We start from the raw sequence: 15972 nt of genomic DNA, 5'->3' as shown, positions 1-15972 counted from the left end.
ACACCCAAAGATTTAATCGGGTAAGTTGATGTGAAGATTCACCTTTTTCACGATTTAGGTATTGCTATGGTTTGGCCCAATACAGACACTCATTTAACAGCAGATTATCCACGAGATATGGTCGGTTATGCCGATCAACCGCCCCATGCCCAATGGCCCAATCAAGCAAAAATCGCGGTTCAATTTGTGCTGAATTATGAAGAAGGTGGTGAAAAGCATATCCTGCATGGCGACGAAGGGTCAGAGCAGTTTTTGTCTGAAATTAGTGGCGCAGAAAGTTATCCTGCACGCCATCTTTCGATGGACTCGATTTATGAATATGGCTCACGGGTCGGTTTTTGGCGCATTCAGCAGGAATTTGCCAAACGCCAATTGCCCATGACCATTTTTGCTGTGGCGATGGCTTTGCAACGGAATCCATTGGTGGTCGAAGCGATCAAACAACACCATTATGATGTGGTCTCGCATGGCTTACGCTGGATTCATTATCAAAATATGGATGTTGAAATTGAGAAACAACATATGGATGAAGCCATGCACATTCTTAAAGATTTGTTTGGTGAAATGCCGACAGGTTGGTACACAGGCCGTGATAGCCCGAATACCCGTCAATTATTGGCGGAATATGATCAGGTGCAATATGACAGTGATTATTACGGTGATGACTTACCTTTTTGGACAACACTCAGCAATGCAGCGGGTGTAACCCGTCCGCATTTAATTATTCCCTATACACTTGATACCAATGATATGAAATTTGCCTCACCAACTGGTTTTAATCGCAGTGAGGATTTTTTTGAATATTTAAAAGATGCTTTTGATGTCCTGTATGCAGAAGGAGCAACCTCACCCAAGATGCTTTCGATTGGCATGCATTGCCGAATTTTAGGACGTCCTGCCCGCTTTAAAGCATTACAGCGTTTCCTAGACTATGTGCAAAATCATGATCGGGTCTGGATTTGTACCCGTCAGCAGATTGCCGAGCATTGGTATACACATCATCCTTTTCAAGCTTAGGTTTATTAAAGCGTCATCATGTGTCGTATATCCGATTTAAACAATTTATCCAAAGAAAATAAGCTTTAAGCTACTCCTTTAGAATAAGGAGATGATCAGGATGAAAGTACAATATTTTGCAGCGAGTAGCCTAGACGGATTTATTGCGACCGAGGACGATTCTTTAGAATGGTTATTTGCATTAGGCGAACTAGATAACTCAAGTTATCCCACGTTTATTGCAAATGTTGGTGCTTTGGTGATGGGATCGGCAACTTATGAATGGATATTGAATAACGCAGATCAAGTTGCAGCCGAAACAGGTTCCCCTTGGCCTTATACTCAGCCAACTTGGGTATTTTCCAGCCGTAAACTGCCCTTGATTGAAGGTGCAAATATCCATTTTGTACAAGGAGACATCGCTCCTGTTTATGCTGAAATACAATCCATCATTGGGGATAAGAATATTTGGATTGTAGGCGGTGGCGAATTAGCGGGTCAGTTCTATGATGCAAATTTGCTTGATGAACTCATTATACAAATTGGTTCGGTTACTCTTGCAAAAGGAAAAGCGCTTTTCCCCCGAAGAGTACTTGCTCCAACACTTAAATTGATCTCCGCTTATCAAATGGGTGAAGGTATGGTTGAATTACATTATAGCGTTGAACGTAAAAAAAATTAGTAAAATGTTGAATGCCTTATCTAGCCTGTAAATACTGGTAAAACAATTAAAGAACTCCCCCAACTCAATCGAATTAGCCCATTCTGTCAAATAAAATGGGTTATTCGGAAGAATTTTCCAATCGTTGAACTGATACAATTTTATGACCTGATTGCGAATCGAGGAGATGCGTTTATACGACATTTCTTAATGCCCAAATAGGAAAAATTAAAAAGGAAAAATGCTTATGGCGCTTATTTCATGCCCCGAATGCAGCCGTCAGGTTTCGACCCAAGCCAACTCCTGCCCGCATTGCGGTTATCCTCTGCAGACGCAACATAACACACCCGAGCCAAGAGCATTGCAATCACCGCATGTGTTAAGCCGCACCATCATGGCACTCGGCGCTTGGCTGATCACGCCTTGGATTGCGCGACTCCTCTTCGGACTAGCGGTGCTGGTATTTGCCTATCTTTCACTTAAGAGCGAATGAATAAGCTTAATTAAAGAACTACATAGCCTTGTTAGTTGTACACGTGTTTTTTGTAGCCAAAGATAGGGATTCGAAGGACTTAACACGACTCAATTAAAACAAAATGCGGTCAACATATAAGTAGAGTAATTAGACATGTTTTCAATGAACAGATTCATGGTGTTGGGAATAGCATTGCTCGCGTGCGCCTGCACGAAGTCACCCTCGGCTGACGAAGATAAGGATAATGCCACGGTGAAAACAGCCAAATCAGCAGCGAAGTCCGCTGGGGATGTCGACTTCCCAGTAATCCCGCAGATCGTTGTGCCGGAGATCATCGGTATTGGCCCAGCCCAGCGAGCGTTGGAAACATCGATGCAAGATATCATTGACCCAGTGGCTGGCATCAGTGTCAAGCCCGCCAACTGTGCCACCGACGGCGCATTAGTCAACGATGCGGGCATTACCAGCATGGATGCGCAAGGCAATCTGTTGCGCAACGGTGATGAAGGCATCTTCCATATCGACGCAGACGGCAGTGGTACCGCCAACTACGAAGGCGGCGTCATCGTCGTCAACGCAGATGGCAGTGGCACAATCAACGGCAATGGCGACGGTGGCACTGACGATGGAATCATCTCGGTCGAGGCCGATGGTTCGGGCACGTATAACGGCAAGTACGGCATCATCGTGCTGGACGGCAAAGGCGGTGGCACTTGGAACGGCGACCACGGGGTGATTCGCAACCAAGGTGATGGTTCAGGCAGTTGGAATGGTCCGCAAGGCATCGTCACCATCAACGCTGACGGCAGCGGTACATGGAACGGTCCGCATGGGTTGGTGAGCAACGACGGTAAAGGCAATGGCAGTATTGGCACACCAGCACGTCAAGTGAAAATGGTACCAATTCCCAAGGTCGCACCAGCTGGCAAGTTTCCGCCGTTAAAAAAATTCGCTCCATCAGGCGCGCCATGCGGGTTCATCATCACTCTCAATGATCAGGTGTTGTTCGATTTCGACAAGTCAGATATCCGTCCTGACGCAGCCAAGGTGCTGGACACCTTGGCCATGGCCTTGCAGAAAGTGCCAGCCAAGGCAATAGAAATTCGCGGTCATACCGATGCCAAGGGCAGTGACGCCTATAATCTGGATTTGTCCGAGCACCGTGCCAAATCCGTGGGCATGGCCTTGCGCCAGCGTGGTGCTGCAGCTGATGCCAGCACGCGTGGTTACGGAGAGTCGCAGCCAGTAGCGCCCAACGAGGTCAACGGCCAAGACAACCCTGCTGGCCGACAGTTGAACAGGCGCGTGGAAATCTTCGTGCGCACTTGATGGTGCCAGCGGGCAACGATGGCCGCGTTTTATGCCTGCATGCGCATTGCAAAGCGCCTTTGATGAACGGTAAAACTTGGATATTGTCTTATAGATCGCGATCTGGTGCATGATCTCGCCCATAGCATGATTAAATACGGCATTCAACAGCAGAAAATTATGTCGAACGTGCTCTAACAACGAGCCTAACATGTTGGCTGAATGGACACTATAAAGATGCCCGCAAAAACAGTGGGCATCACTTGCTGCTAGCTCTCAACTTTAGCTTAGGCTATTTTCGCCATATCCATACTCCGCTGTTGTAATAGCTTTACTGCTTGCTTGGCTTGCCAAGCCAACTCCATCATATCCAGATCAGGAATCTGATCATTTTCCATCACCATTTTCCCTGCTACAAACATCGCCTTAATATGCGCTCGTCCGCCACTTGCCACAGGCCCAATCGCCATATCATGCAAGCCAAAATAACGAGGATCATCTAACTGATAAATGACCAAGTCTGCCTGTTGCCCAACCTCAATTGTACCGACTTGATCAAGGCCCAAGATTTTCGCACCACCCACCGTTCCCCAACGGATCACATCCTCAATACTGGCAGCGTCGGCACCACCTTCAAATTGTCCGCCCTCATATTGAGGTGTCGCCAACATCCCCTTTCTGGCGCGTTGTAATAGCCAAGCAGCATGAGTTTCAGACAACATATCTGCGGCTTCGTTGGAACCCGCACCATCAACTCCAATCGAAATGGTCATGCCTGCCCGTTCCAAAGCAACAAGATCAGCAATACCGCTGCCCAAACGTGCATTACTCTGAGGACAATGCGCAATGCCTGTTTGAGTTTGTCCCAACAACTGAATTTCTTCAGGAAGTAATTTTACCAAATGGGCAAACCAGACATCATTACCAATCCAGTCCTGCTCGGCACAAAACTGGACTGGGGTCATACCAAACTTGGCTCTAGCTGCATCCAAATAATCCACTGTTTCGGATAAATGACTATGCATCCGAATCCCCAATTGTCTGGCAATTCTGGCACTTTCGCGTAATTGCTGCGCTGTGGTTGAGTGCAAGGTTGAAGTCGGTGCCATCACGATTTTTCGGAAAGCATCTGATTCTGGCTGGTGATATTGCTGCACCAAACGCTCAATATCCGCCATATAGTCTTCAAATTTCTCAGGACGTAAGGCTTGAGGCAACTCACTTTCCAAACCACGCGTTAAGGTTGCACCACCACGACACAGCACAAAGCGCATGCCCAATTTTTCGGCTTCATCAAATAAAATTGCAGCACCATCAAACGGCATCTGTGGCCAATATAAATAATGATGATCTGCTACCGTTGCACAACCTGAACGTAATAATTCAATCAAGCCAATACGTACAGCAATCCGAAAAGTCGCTTCATCAAATGCACCACGAAACCGATACGGTGTACTGGCAAGCCATGAGGTCAGGTTTTGATTTAAACCTTGTGGCTCACCCTTTAATAAAGATTGAAATAAATGGTTATGAGTATTTACCCATGCTGGGTAGATCACACAATCTTGAGCATTAACAACTTGTTCATTCGGTTGAGCGCTTAACCGCCCTATTTCAGTGATTTGTCCTGATTGGATGCGGATATCAGTGGATGAACAACGTGCTTCGTCACCAGATAATCCGGTTAAAATGGCATGGGCATTTTGAATTAAATAGCTTTGATTTAATTGCTTTGAACTCATACTTGTTCACTCTCATGCCATTTGCTTAAAAAGAACTGACTTAATACAGACATCAGAACAAATAAGCCCAGACCCGTGCAAGTAATCAGAAATAATGCAGCAAACATCAAGGGTAAATCCAACTGAAAACCTGCTTGTAAGATTTGATAAGCCAAGCCCGCACTGGTGCCACCCGCACCTGCAACAAACTCGGAAACCACAGCACCGATCAGCGCCAAGCCACAGGAAATTCGTAAGCCACCAAAGAAATAAGGCAAGGCATTCGGCACACGTAAACGCATTAAAATCTGCCAGCGACTGGCTTTATTGATTTGAAAAAGGTTAAGCAAACCTTTATTGACGCTCCGCAGACCCAAGGTGGTATTGGTCAATATTGGAAAAACTGCGACTAACATGGCACACACCACCAACGCCAAAGTGGTATTTTGAATCCAGATGATGACCAGAGGTGCGATTGCAACAATCGGTGTGACCTGAAACAAAATGGCATACGGCATAAAACAGGCTTCGAGCACGCGACTTTGTACAAATACAAAAGCGATCAATGTGCCAATCATTACGGCCCAGACAAAAGCCAATAAGGTGATTTTTAGAGTGACCCATAAACTACCGAATAACACACTGGACTGATTAATCAGCGCCATGACAATATCACTGGGCTTTGGCACGACATATACAGGCACTTCCAGTTGTTGAAAACTCAGTTGCCAAAACAACAGGAAGATCAAACCAAGCCCCAATGGCGCGGCAATACGTTGTACCGTTGGATGTTGTAGCAATGGTTTAATCATGAGCATGCCCTCCACTCGCCTCAGCCAATAATTGCGATAGATTCGAACATTGTTGAATAAAGACATCTGAGCTTCGGAAAGACTCATCACGTTGGTATGGTCCTTTAATCTTCAGATCCACCACCACACGCCCTGGTCGTGCACCCATCACAATGACCCGTGAAGACAGATACACCGCTTCATAAATACTATGGGTCACAAACACCACTGTAAGATCTCGTTCTGACCATAATTGACGAATATCACTATCCAATTTATGGCGGGTAAACTCATCCAATGCACCAAAGGGTTCATCCATCAACAATAGATCAGGTTCTGTCACTAAGGCTCTGGCCAATGAGGCACGCATTTGCATGCCGCCTGAAAGTTCACGAGGATAAGCTGTGCTGAATTTTTCTAAACCAACGGCTTTTAAAGCAGCTTGGACTTTGGGCGTACTGGTTGATTTGGCAATATGCTGTAAATCTAAAGGTAAACGCACATTGTCCTCGATATTGGCCCACGGCATCAGTGTTGCTTCCTGAAACACCATGGCCATTTTGCATTGAGATTGCATTTCAGCCTTGCCATTCCAGCGCACCAAACCTGCTGAAGGCTGTTCCAGATCGGCAAACATCTTTAGCAAGGTACTTTTACCGCAGCCTGACGGTCCCAGTAATGACACAATTTCACCGCGGGCAATATTTAAATCCAGTCGCTGTAAGGCATTGGTGCCATTAGGATAGGTTTTTTCAACCCCTCTAGCCATAATCATCGGCGTGATAAAGGTTGAAGATTCATGTATTGGCGTATCAATTGGTAAAGCAGAATTCATGTGGTTTCCCCTTCGTGCGAGTGCCCTATTTTGTTAACCCTTTCACCATGACTTCCTTCTCAGGCTATTTGGCAGTTTTAACAAACTGCGTGGTATAAGCGGTTTTCCAATTGGTTTGAGCTTTGAGTAAACCTGAGTTCACCATAAAATCTCGCGTTGCTTTCCAACGTGCATCTGTCATCACGCCAATGCCTTGGGTCTTGGCATCTCCACCATCAATCAATTTCAATTTGCGCATTTGCCCGACCGCAAAAGTCAGTAGTTCATCATTCATATTCGGGTTTTCTTTTTTAATGATGCTATTGCCCAAACGTGGATCAGCTAGATAGTTTTTCCATCCCTCCATCGATGCTTGGACAAAACGACGCAGCACATCAGGTTTATTTTGAATGACATCATTGCGGGTCACTAAAATACCGCCATAAGCGGGATAACCCGCATCAGCAAATAAAAAGAAATTGCTCGATGGTTCTGCTTTTTTTGCCTGAAAGACTTCAGAGGTCGCATAAGCTTGTTGCACGACATTTTTGCCTGCTAAAAAAGGCTGCATATTGAAGGTATATGGGCGTGCTTGTGCAGCATCTAATTTATATTTACCTTTTAACCAAGGCCACCAGCTTGCTTGTCCGCTGGTCGAAACAAGAATGGTTTTGCCTTTGAGATCGGCCAAAGACTTTACATCGCTGTGAGTGAGCACGCCTTGTGGATCAAATTGAAATGGTGCTGCCACCGCTTTGATTGGAAAATTGCTTTCGATGCCTTTTAAGACCTGTAGGTCATAATTAATAATAATGTCGGCACGCTTTGATAATAATAAGGTCATGTTATTGACCTGTGGCCCACCTATTTTAATATCAACATCTAGCCCGTATTTTTTATAAATTCCTTGTGCCAGTGCTTGGTAATATCCCCCTTGCTCGGCTTGTGCAAACCATGTGGTTTGTAAAACAAGTTTATCGGCTGCAAAACTGGTTGAGCTAAGAACTGTGCCTAGTCCCAATAGCGCGCCCGTGATAACAGTACGTCGCCCTTTGCCCACATAGTGCTGAATATTCATATTAAGACCCCTAAATCTGTATGGATTCATCTTGCTGTTCTTTTTAGGGGGTCAATCAATGTATAAGCTACACATTTCTCTCAAAACCAAATCAATTGGCTTTGTCCCCAAAAGAGGAACAGCAAACGCTGTAGAGCAATGTCCCGTATGTTTGCAACATACTGACCGCTTATACTCAATCATGATTTAGCAAGCTCTGTGCCAAGATTGATTTACTCTTGTTTTTTATAGTAATTCTCTAGGTTGGATTTATTATTAGTTGTTATTAGGTGAATCAAATACATTGAGTCTTTGGTTTTGTATGCAGTTTAATGGTGCGTTAAGTAAGTGTAGATGCACTCTAAATGAACTATGTGACTGAACAAATTAATCTTTTAAATAGCTAGGTTACATGTCTACAATCATTCTGAAACTAGATATAAAAAAATAAGTAGCCCTCAAGTTCCCGAAACGCATTCCTCAAAATACCCATCAATCGTCACTATAGCGGGTAAAAAATCCAAATATTGTGGTGACTCAAAAATAATCATTATATTGATCCGATTATCACCACCGCCAAAATAATTTTCATCGGAGACCTCTATTTCACAAGGGGAAAGATACTGCCAGATATGATGCACATCGGAACCAAAGTCGCTTGGAAGAAGCTCACAATCCTCAAAAACATCAGTCATGGCCTGACTTGCCAATGTCTTAATGGTAGCAACATCAGAAAGTAAACGAGTCATTGCTGCAATCTGAGCATCTGTTGGACCGTCACGTTTTGCTCGAACAATACCCCTAAGCATCCCTTCGAATGCATCAAGCTCAACTTCCCCCAGCCAATGTGCACTGCCATATTTCAATATTCCAAATGGTGGGCAATTCACTGTATGCCGATTAAATACGCTCATTACTGTCCTTTATTGCAGATAGCTTAGCCATTGATTTTACGCAGTGTGAATTAAACCATTAAACATAACTCAAAATTCAGGCCAATCTTAGCATCAATCTATTTCACTTTATAAGCTGGCACAAAAAGTGCTTCATTCTTTCTGTCAGAGTAGAAGCGTTCAGCATAGTCAGTCACATCGGCTGCTATGTGGGTCATTGCTCAGAAATCAGCTCACTTTTTTATAAGCTTTTTCTTATGGAAAAAGTGCGGCTCTTTTTTGAATGTGACCCCGTCTCTTTCAATCTATTTGATTGGGTCACGGTTTATCCAAAAGATGAGGTTGAAAATATGAATAGCGCCAATATGACTACATTAGCTGAACAAGACTACAGCTTAGAAGAACTGCAAAAAGAAGCTCGTATGGGAGCTTTGGGTCAAGAAACCTTTGAACGCGAAGTTCGGGTGATTGATTTATCTGACTTTGCACAACGTAAGTATGAAATCGCGGAGCAGCTTTGGGCCGCTGCTACTAATATCGGTTTTTTTCAGGTCTCGCAGCATGGTATTCCGCTTGAGCAAATCCAAACTGCATTTGATATGACACGACAGTTTTTTGCTCTGCCAGAACCTGTCAAAGCACGCTATCCGCTCAACCGAAATGCAGGTTGGGAAAGTAAGGCTCAAGTTCGTCCATCAACCAGTACCCCAGACCAGAAAGAATCCTATCAAATCACTCGCCCACGTATGGATGGGCTTTATCCAACTGAGCAAGAGCTGCCTGACTTTAAAAATACCATGCTTGAATTTGAACAGGCGTGTTGGCACGTGGGTATGAAAATACTCTCCTGCTTTGCTTATAAACTGGGTTTTGCTGATAATTTCTTTAGCCTTGCTCATGATCCTGAACAAGACAGCTATCAAAGCACTTTAAGAATGCTGCACTACTATGCCATTGATCCTGCTTTAAAAGATCAATTGGGTCTTTGGCGTGCAGGCGCACATACCGATTTTGATTGTTTAACCTTGTTGTTTCAACGTAACGGTCAAGGTGGTCTGCAAGTGTGCCCAGGTAAAGATATGGAACAGCAACAATGGACCAGTATCGAACCACGAGATGATGTGATCACTTGTAATATCGGCGATATGTTAATGCGTTGGAGTGATGATCAATTACCTTCTAATTTCCACCGAGTCAAAAATCCAGAAGCAGATGAATACCAAGGAGCACGTTATAGCCTCGCCTTCTTCTGCCAAGCCAATGAAGATGTGATCATTGAAAGCCCACAAAAGAAATATCCCGCAATTACAGCGAAGGAATATTTAAAACAACGAATTAGTGCGAATTTTAAAGGGAAATACTAATCGTTAATTCATTGTAGACAGAGGCAAATTGTCTCTGTCTGCTATTAGACAATTATCGATTTATTTTTCTCGTTTCTGATCTTTTCCGTGATCTCTTCTTAGTTCTTTTAGGTATCACTTTTTGGGGAATCATGATTTTTCCCGTACCTAAACCTCTGAAAAAATAGTTAACAATATAAATGAGTAAAAAACCAAAATAGAAAAATGGAAAGATCGTAATAGTGCTAATACATGCTTCCCAAAAAATTACGCCAATCCGATAATTATAACTTAACTGGATGAGTGCACCTCTACGGCTACCATCCTGAAAGGAAATTTCATCATGTAGAAAATGTAGGATGCCGATTAAGAGGAATAAGAAAAATATACCTGAAACTATTGTTTTTTTAATTAATGGTTTTTCCAACCATGGATATTTCTCCGATGCTTTAAACTCGGCCTGAAAAAATTTACTATAAATTTTTTCCTGAAACGCCTTGCTCACGCCGACTCTCTTAATGAATAAGAAGCACAAATAACCTCCGAAAACAGAGGTTACAATCGTATAATAAATACTTGAAAGAATAGTAAAAAATGGCAATGGACCTTTAGTCCCTACCGTAATCAACATCTGCTCTGTGATATAACGATAAATCTCATACTGCCACTGATTGCGTGGATATGCTGGAAATAAAAATAACGGTAAAATAAATACAATAATCAAAAGGCTAATATGTATTTTCGCCTGTCTTTTTTCTTTAGCTCGTTGTTCAAGCGCCAAACGTCTTTGTTCTAATTTTTCTTGCTTCTTTTGCTTTGTGTGCTGCTCAAGCAATTCTCTTGCTACATAACGTTTTGTTGACATAGAAAATCAATATTTATGTTTTATATAAAAATCTTAATTAGAAAATAATAAAGATACGCGAATATTCATAGGATCGAGAATTCTAAATTAAAATGAACAACCTTCCAATATTTTAAAGTACATATCTTCTTTTATAAAATTTATACAGTCAGAGATTCACGATCTCTGACTGTACTGATGCGTTGGAGTGGTGATCAATTACCTTCTAATTTCCACCGAGTCAAAAATCCAGAAGCAGATGAGTATCAAGTAGCACGTTATAGCCTAGCCTTCTTCTGCCAAGCGAATGAAGATGTACTGATTGAAAGCCCACTAAAGAAATATCCAGCAATACAGCCAAAGAATATCTAAAACAACGAATTAGTGCGAATTTTAAAGGGAAATACTAATTATTTAGATAGGGTTTGAAGTAATTTTCGAACCCTATCTAGTCTTTAACATACTTGAACTATGGTTTGGCATTGTTGACTTACTGGATCGTGAAAGACGTATGCAGCAGCCTCATCATGAAAATAATCTGGAATTGTAATTTGCCCCAGAAAGACTAATGGTTTTTTCTCTCCCATCGGCCAAGCTGGTGCTTGGAGCCATTTAGGTGGTTTCTTTGCATAGCGAAAGAGTTCCAATATCCTGCATTGTAGCCATTTTTTTAATTCATCTTTTGATAGTTTTTCTGGGGCTTCTTGCATAAGTTGTTGTACATAACTTGGATCAAGTTCCAACCACTTTGGTTGAACTACAGCGATAAGCTTAACCATATCAGCCCTATCACTAGACACTTGCACGTTAATCCCTTGTTGTTCTTTTAAATATTTTACAATCACGGATTCGGCATTCAACACATCTATCGGATTACGATAATTTAGCGTGATCAAATAATGATAAAGCGTATGGGCAGAAGATGCGTATTGTGGAGCCAGCTCAGCAGATAATAATTTTTCAATATCAGGATCATTGTATAAAGCATCTTCGAATAAGCGCGTTTCCATATGGCCTTCGACAAATTGCACTAATATATTAACTGTAGATAACATAATATTTATCAATCCTTTGCCAACTTAATCCTTAAGCATTAACTTTTATACGGAAGTTTCAAACCAAATTTAAAAGCCAATTTTATTTCTCTTTCATGAGAATAAGCTGATCCTTGCCAAAGCTCCCCAGCCTGCAATTTTACAAATGTTTTATAAATATTTGCTCGCCAAGGAGCTGGACGGCTATTCAAATAATTCGTAAAAAAACGCTGTGCCTGCTCTTTCGTACCGAAACATAACACAAAAGCTAAAGGTGTAGCTTCAGGCTCACATACACCTAAAAAACCACTGCCATGCAGTGCAAGATGCTCCAATGCATCAATACGATTAGAAAATAATGTAATAAGCGGAAAAATACGTAGCTTAAGTAATTGGTTGATATCATTGACCGCAGATATCATGTTTGAACCAGCAACTTGCCAAACAATTACTTGGGCATATTTGTCAGGTCGGCGCAATGCTCCAAATAAAACATGACCTTCATCCACTTTTTCGCTTGCCATCTCCGTCTGCCATTTTTTCAGTGTTTTACTGCTGATACAGAAATCCACTGTCATACGCACGTCGCTTCGTGTGTTGTAGCGTTCAGGAGAGAATGAGACCTCAAATACAGTATCTTTGTCAGTTGCCGTTTTTTTCCAAACCGTTCCGGCTTTGTTGGATTTGAAACCATGTGATAAAAGAAATTTTCCAACTTCTTGGCAAGCGTGAAGAAATTGGACTTTGGGATCAAGTTTTTGGTTATGGGAATCAAGAGCCCAAGCTTTCCATTGATTAAAACGCTGATCAAGTATTGGCTTTAAGCAATCAAAATTTTCCCATGTATTTTCCACATGATATACGCTTTCGTATTCAAAACCATTTGCTTCAGCATGATGATTAAATACATCGCAATAATCTTGCATAAAATTAGCATACTGTTTGGCGAACGGCGATTTTTCATCGTAGTAATCTATAGCAAATGCATTACCTTGATCATTCAAATCTTCCTCCCAAAATTTTCCGTCACAAGCAGTAATCAGAAATTGAAGACCTGTAATTTCCCTATTCGTCAGGTGGTTAAGTTCATCTGGAGACTCTTGGTGATGAAATTCACCGATCATGTTTTGATCGGCCATCCAAGCCAAAAACATGCCGATGTGGATACCACCATTTTCTTCCGCTAAGTCCTTCGGAAAGTTTCCTCCAGAATGCCAGTCAATTCTATCGTATGCCATTATGAATTACGCCTTAAATATTAGAATTTCACACACCTGATTAATGTTTTTAAATATATAAATATCAACGTATTAATTTTTTAAAGTATCTAAACTCAAATATTAAGGTGTAAAATTATATCAAGGAAAGAACCTAAAAAAGCTTCTGAATGCACCAGATTACTGAGCAGAATAGGCCATTTAAAAGAAAATATAAAAGCATGGATTAATGGTTACAAATTGACGATCTCTGACTGTACTAAAGCCTCAGTGACCCAGCACGGTTGAGATAAATGATGGACATCACAATTACTGCCACCACCAATCCGATCTACGACCAGAAAATCACTATGTGCTTCCAAAGTAATTAAAGGATGATGCCATACCCCTTGATGGTAGGTAATTCCCTGCTGCCCATTACTGATAAAAGCTTGAATCCGTTGCTCATCAGGTCGCGTTTGATCAAATGGCAACGCCACAACAACAATAAACTTCTGTTGCTGCAATGGAATAAAAGACTGTGAACCATACGGATGTCGTTCTAACATCTCAATCTGAAATGGAATTGGAGTTGCAAACAGATTATGAAAAATACTCATTCCTACCGCGACCTGATCGCCTGACACCTGTGCCAGAGATAAGGCATGATAGCGTTCAGTGAGTCCCTGATTAATCGGAATAAAGTCTTTGTTGCTCTTTTCAATCACATCCCCAAAATCAGCAAAACTGTCTTGAGTTAAAGGCCGAATTTCAATATTTTTTTCATGCATAGGTTGATTCTCTTCAATTTCTTATCGGCCTCATTAGGTCACAATGAGGCTATTCACTCATGAGAAATTATTTAAGCGCTTTCCCCCATAAACGAATCCGACTAATCCCGCCATCAGGAATCATATTGACGCGGATATAATTCACTTTTTGATGTTGAAGCACTTCTGCAACATATTCATGAATATTGTCCATGGTCAAAGGCTGCTGTTCCAACAAAAAAGGCCAGAACATACTCTGTGGAATAAGTTGCGCATCGGTTGCATCTTCAACATAAGCAGCTTGAATCGAACAAAACGCAGGAAAATTCCCTTTAAAATACGCGGTATCGACGTCAATTTTTTCAATCTGCCCGGTTTGTCCCAAAGCAATAATGCACCAATCAAAACCAGGGGCACGGCGACGCTTGGTCTCCCAACCATCGCCCATATTTATGCCACGATCAGGACTGATCAGATTATTCGGATGGCCGAAATGCGCATCACTAAAGGCCACAATACGCCCGCCATTTTTTAAACCAATCAAATCCATCTGCTGGGTTGTATCGACATTTTCGAGCAGCACACGACCATAGACTCTTAAACGCGCGATGCCCCCATCAGGGAAAATATTGATCCGAATATGGGTAATTTTCTGAGCAGCGCAGTCGAAAAAATGATGCTGATCTGGAGATAAAACTGAATTTTCTAATAGAGCAGTCCATGTCGTGCCCTCGAGTTGATTGTCTGGTGCATAGCAGCCTTCAATGGAAGCAGATGCTGGATAATTACCTGTAAAAAATGAGGTATCAATATCAAATCCAAATACAAGCCCTGTCACACCTAAACGAACGATACACCAATCATAACCAGACTCACGCTTACGTCGCGTTTCCCATCCATCCATCCATTTGCCATTGTCATCATATTTTCCTTCAATGAATTGAGCGGGTGTGCTTTGCAACATTCTTGCAGCTTCTGCAAAAAACTCATCGGAACAACTTATGATAGTTGCACCAATTCTGGCATCAGCAAGATTGGTTAACGCCTGCAAATGGGTCGGTAAAGCTACGGTTTTAGCAACATGCACTGTCATTGATCATTCCTGAAGGTTTCATTTCTATTCTATTATGCAAGATCCAGTCCAACTGGTCTGACCTGTTAATAAAAATATAGCTATTTTTAAGCAACAGCGCCAACAAAAAGATAAATTTTGTGTAGAATCAAACTGTTTATTTTTATATTTAAGGTGCGTTGCTGATGAGTCCACAAGCTATGCTCAATGGAAAATCCTCTCAGGTGACTGAGCAAGCGGTGGAAGTGATTCATCAACGCATTCAACAAAATACTTATGCAGTTGGTTCTGCCTTACCCTCACAGCGTGATCTTGCCCTCCAGTTGGGAATCAGCCGTGCTTCTTTACGTGAGGCATTAACCCGTCTTGCCGCTTTAGGATTGTTGGAAATCAAGGCGGGTAAAGGGGTTTATGTGATTTCACAGCATAGCCAAGCCGCAGAACAATGGGATGGCGAACACCGTGTTTCGCTTAAAGATTTCTATCAATTACGTTATGTATTGGAAGGTTTCTGTGCCCTGCTTGCATGTGAATACTTAACCGAAGAGGATAAGTCGACCCTCCAGCAACACTACCAATCACTTGCCAGTGCAATCAAACAGCAGAACTGGCAAGCAGCCTCTGAATTTGATTATGCTTTTCATCAGCACATTATTGAACTTAGTCACAATCAATCAATTATTCAAACACTTAAAATGCATACTGAATGGATTAAAAAAAGCCAGATCCTGCCTTTCGTTCAACCTAATCTGGCATTTAAAACCATTCAAGAACATGAATTAATTCTGCAAGCCTTATTTAAGCAAGATGCAGCTGCGGCTGAAAAAGCCATGCAAGCGCATATTATTGGTGCTGCGCAACGGGCGGGTGTGTACTTTTCTCGGCATAACAGCTCAATCTAAGCACGAAAATTAAATCTGCACCACTTTGCCCCATGCTTTGAACCACATCAATGCAACCTTTCTATTTTTGCTTTTTAATAAAGCAAATTATCTGG

16 protein-coding genes and 1 pseudogene are annotated in these 15972 nt (G+C 42.2%); 7 read left to right on the top strand and 10 right to left on the bottom strand.

The genetic code is table 11. From position 1 onward, the window contains the following. Positions 1 to 66 precede the first annotated feature (66 nt). From puuE to F885_RS17650, 4 genes are all read left to right on the top strand, one after another. Complete coding sequence (gene puuE, locus F885_RS17640; protein ID WP_005312989.1) at positions 67 to 1017, top strand: allantoinase PuuE; 951 nt, start codon at positions 67 to 69, stop codon at positions 1015 to 1017. A gap of 100 nt (positions 1018 to 1117) precedes the next feature. Next, positions 1118 to 1678: a dihydrofolate reductase family protein gene (locus F885_RS17645; protein ID WP_005312986.1), complete on the top strand. Its 561-nt coding sequence runs from the start codon at positions 1118 to 1120 to the stop codon at positions 1676 to 1678. Between the two features lie 226 nt (positions 1679 to 1904). Then, the gene (locus F885_RS20475; RefSeq protein ID WP_005312984.1) at positions 1905 to 2150 is read left to right on the top strand and encodes a zinc ribbon domain-containing protein; all 246 of its coding nucleotides are present in this window, start codon (positions 1905 to 1907) and stop codon (positions 2148 to 2150) included. 135 nt (positions 2151 to 2285) lie between these two features. Next, entirely contained in the window at positions 2286 to 3461 is a 1176-nt protein-coding gene (locus F885_RS17650) for an OmpA family protein (protein ID WP_005312981.1), read from the top strand. 266 nt (positions 3462 to 3727) lie between these two features. Here the strand turns inward: F885_RS17650 and F885_RS17655 are convergent, their stop codons facing one another. The 5 genes from F885_RS17655 to F885_RS17675 all read right to left on the bottom strand — a co-directional run bounded on the left by F885_RS17655 (position 3728) and on the right by F885_RS17675 (position 8737). Beyond that, positions 3728 to 5182 (bottom strand): amidohydrolase family protein, encoded by a 1455-nt coding sequence (locus F885_RS17655; protein ID WP_005312978.1) that lies wholly within the window; start codon positions 5180 to 5182, stop codon positions 3728 to 3730. Then, positions 5179 to 5973, bottom strand: a complete 795-nt coding sequence (locus F885_RS17660; protein ID WP_005312976.1) for an ABC transporter permease — start codon at positions 5971 to 5973, stop codon at positions 5179 to 5181. Before F885_RS17660 ends, F885_RS17655 begins: the two co-directional genes overlap by 4 nt. Continuing rightward, on the bottom strand, positions 5966 to 6787 hold the full coding sequence (locus F885_RS17665; RefSeq protein WP_005312973.1) for an ABC transporter ATP-binding protein: 822 nt from the start codon (positions 6785 to 6787) through the stop codon (positions 5966 to 5968). Before F885_RS17665 ends, F885_RS17660 begins: the two co-directional genes overlap by 8 nt. 64 nt (positions 6788 to 6851) lie before the next feature. Beyond that, positions 6852 to 7844 (bottom strand): ABC transporter substrate-binding protein, encoded by a 993-nt coding sequence (locus tag F885_RS17670; RefSeq protein ID WP_005312970.1) that lies wholly within the window; start codon positions 7842 to 7844, stop codon positions 6852 to 6854. A 437-nt stretch (positions 7845 to 8281) separates the two neighbouring features. Further along, positions 8282 to 8737, bottom strand: coding sequence for a hypothetical protein (locus F885_RS17675; RefSeq protein ID WP_005312967.1), 456 nt, complete (start codon positions 8735 to 8737; stop codon positions 8282 to 8284). A gap of 329 nt (positions 8738 to 9066) precedes the next feature. On the opposite strand from F885_RS17675, the gene F885_RS17680 reads away from it, so the two are divergent. After that, positions 9067 to 10080 (top strand): isopenicillin N synthase family dioxygenase, encoded by a 1014-nt coding sequence (locus F885_RS17680; protein ID WP_032858990.1) that lies wholly within the window; start codon positions 9067 to 9069, stop codon positions 10078 to 10080. A gap of 52 nt (positions 10081 to 10132) precedes the next feature. Here F885_RS17680 and F885_RS17685 read toward each other — a convergent pair whose 3' ends face one another. Then, entirely contained in the window at positions 10133 to 10924 is a 792-nt protein-coding gene (locus F885_RS17685; protein WP_005312961.1) for a hypothetical protein, read from the bottom strand. 171 nt (positions 10925 to 11095) lie between these two features. Here F885_RS17685 and F885_RS20465 point away from each other — a divergent pair. After that, positions 11096 to 11313: pseudogene (locus F885_RS20465) on the top strand (2OG-Fe(II) oxygenase family protein); the annotation flags it as partial. Positions 11314 to 11358: 45 nt separating this feature from the next. On the opposite strand, the gene F885_RS17690 reads toward F885_RS20465, so the two are convergent. From F885_RS17690 to alc, 4 genes are all read right to left on the bottom strand, one after another. Then, positions 11359 to 11958, bottom strand: coding sequence for a hypothetical protein (locus tag F885_RS17690; RefSeq protein WP_005312955.1), 600 nt, complete (start codon positions 11956 to 11958; stop codon positions 11359 to 11361). 38 nt (positions 11959 to 11996) lie between these two features. Then, the gene (locus F885_RS17695; protein WP_005312952.1) at positions 11997 to 13175 is read right to left on the bottom strand and encodes a DUF7832 domain-containing protein; all 1179 of its coding nucleotides are present in this window, start codon (positions 13173 to 13175) and stop codon (positions 11997 to 11999) included. A 212-nt stretch (positions 13176 to 13387) separates the two neighbouring features. Further along, positions 13388 to 13924 (bottom strand): ureidoglycolate lyase, encoded by a 537-nt coding sequence (locus F885_RS17700; protein WP_005312949.1) that lies wholly within the window; start codon positions 13922 to 13924, stop codon positions 13388 to 13390. A 67-nt stretch (positions 13925 to 13991) separates the two neighbouring features. Beyond that, positions 13992 to 14996 (bottom strand): allantoicase, encoded by a 1005-nt coding sequence (alc, locus tag F885_RS17705; protein WP_005312946.1) that lies wholly within the window; start codon positions 14994 to 14996, stop codon positions 13992 to 13994. Positions 14997 to 15160: 164 nt separating this feature from the next. Between alc and F885_RS17710 the strand changes: the two genes are divergently transcribed. Continuing rightward, the gene (locus F885_RS17710) at positions 15161 to 15877 is read left to right on the top strand and encodes a FadR/GntR family transcriptional regulator (protein ID WP_004806174.1); all 717 of its coding nucleotides are present in this window, start codon (positions 15161 to 15163) and stop codon (positions 15875 to 15877) included. The last annotated feature ends 95 nt before the right edge of the window (positions 15878 to 15972 follow it).

Origin of the sequence: Acinetobacter higginsii, assembly GCF_000369845.1 — a bacterium.
Classification (GTDB): Bacteria; Pseudomonadota; Gammaproteobacteria; order Pseudomonadales; family Moraxellaceae; genus Acinetobacter; species Acinetobacter higginsii.
The sequence above is the reverse complement of the archived record's forward strand: the minus strand, read 5'-3'. Positions and strand labels throughout refer to the sequence as shown.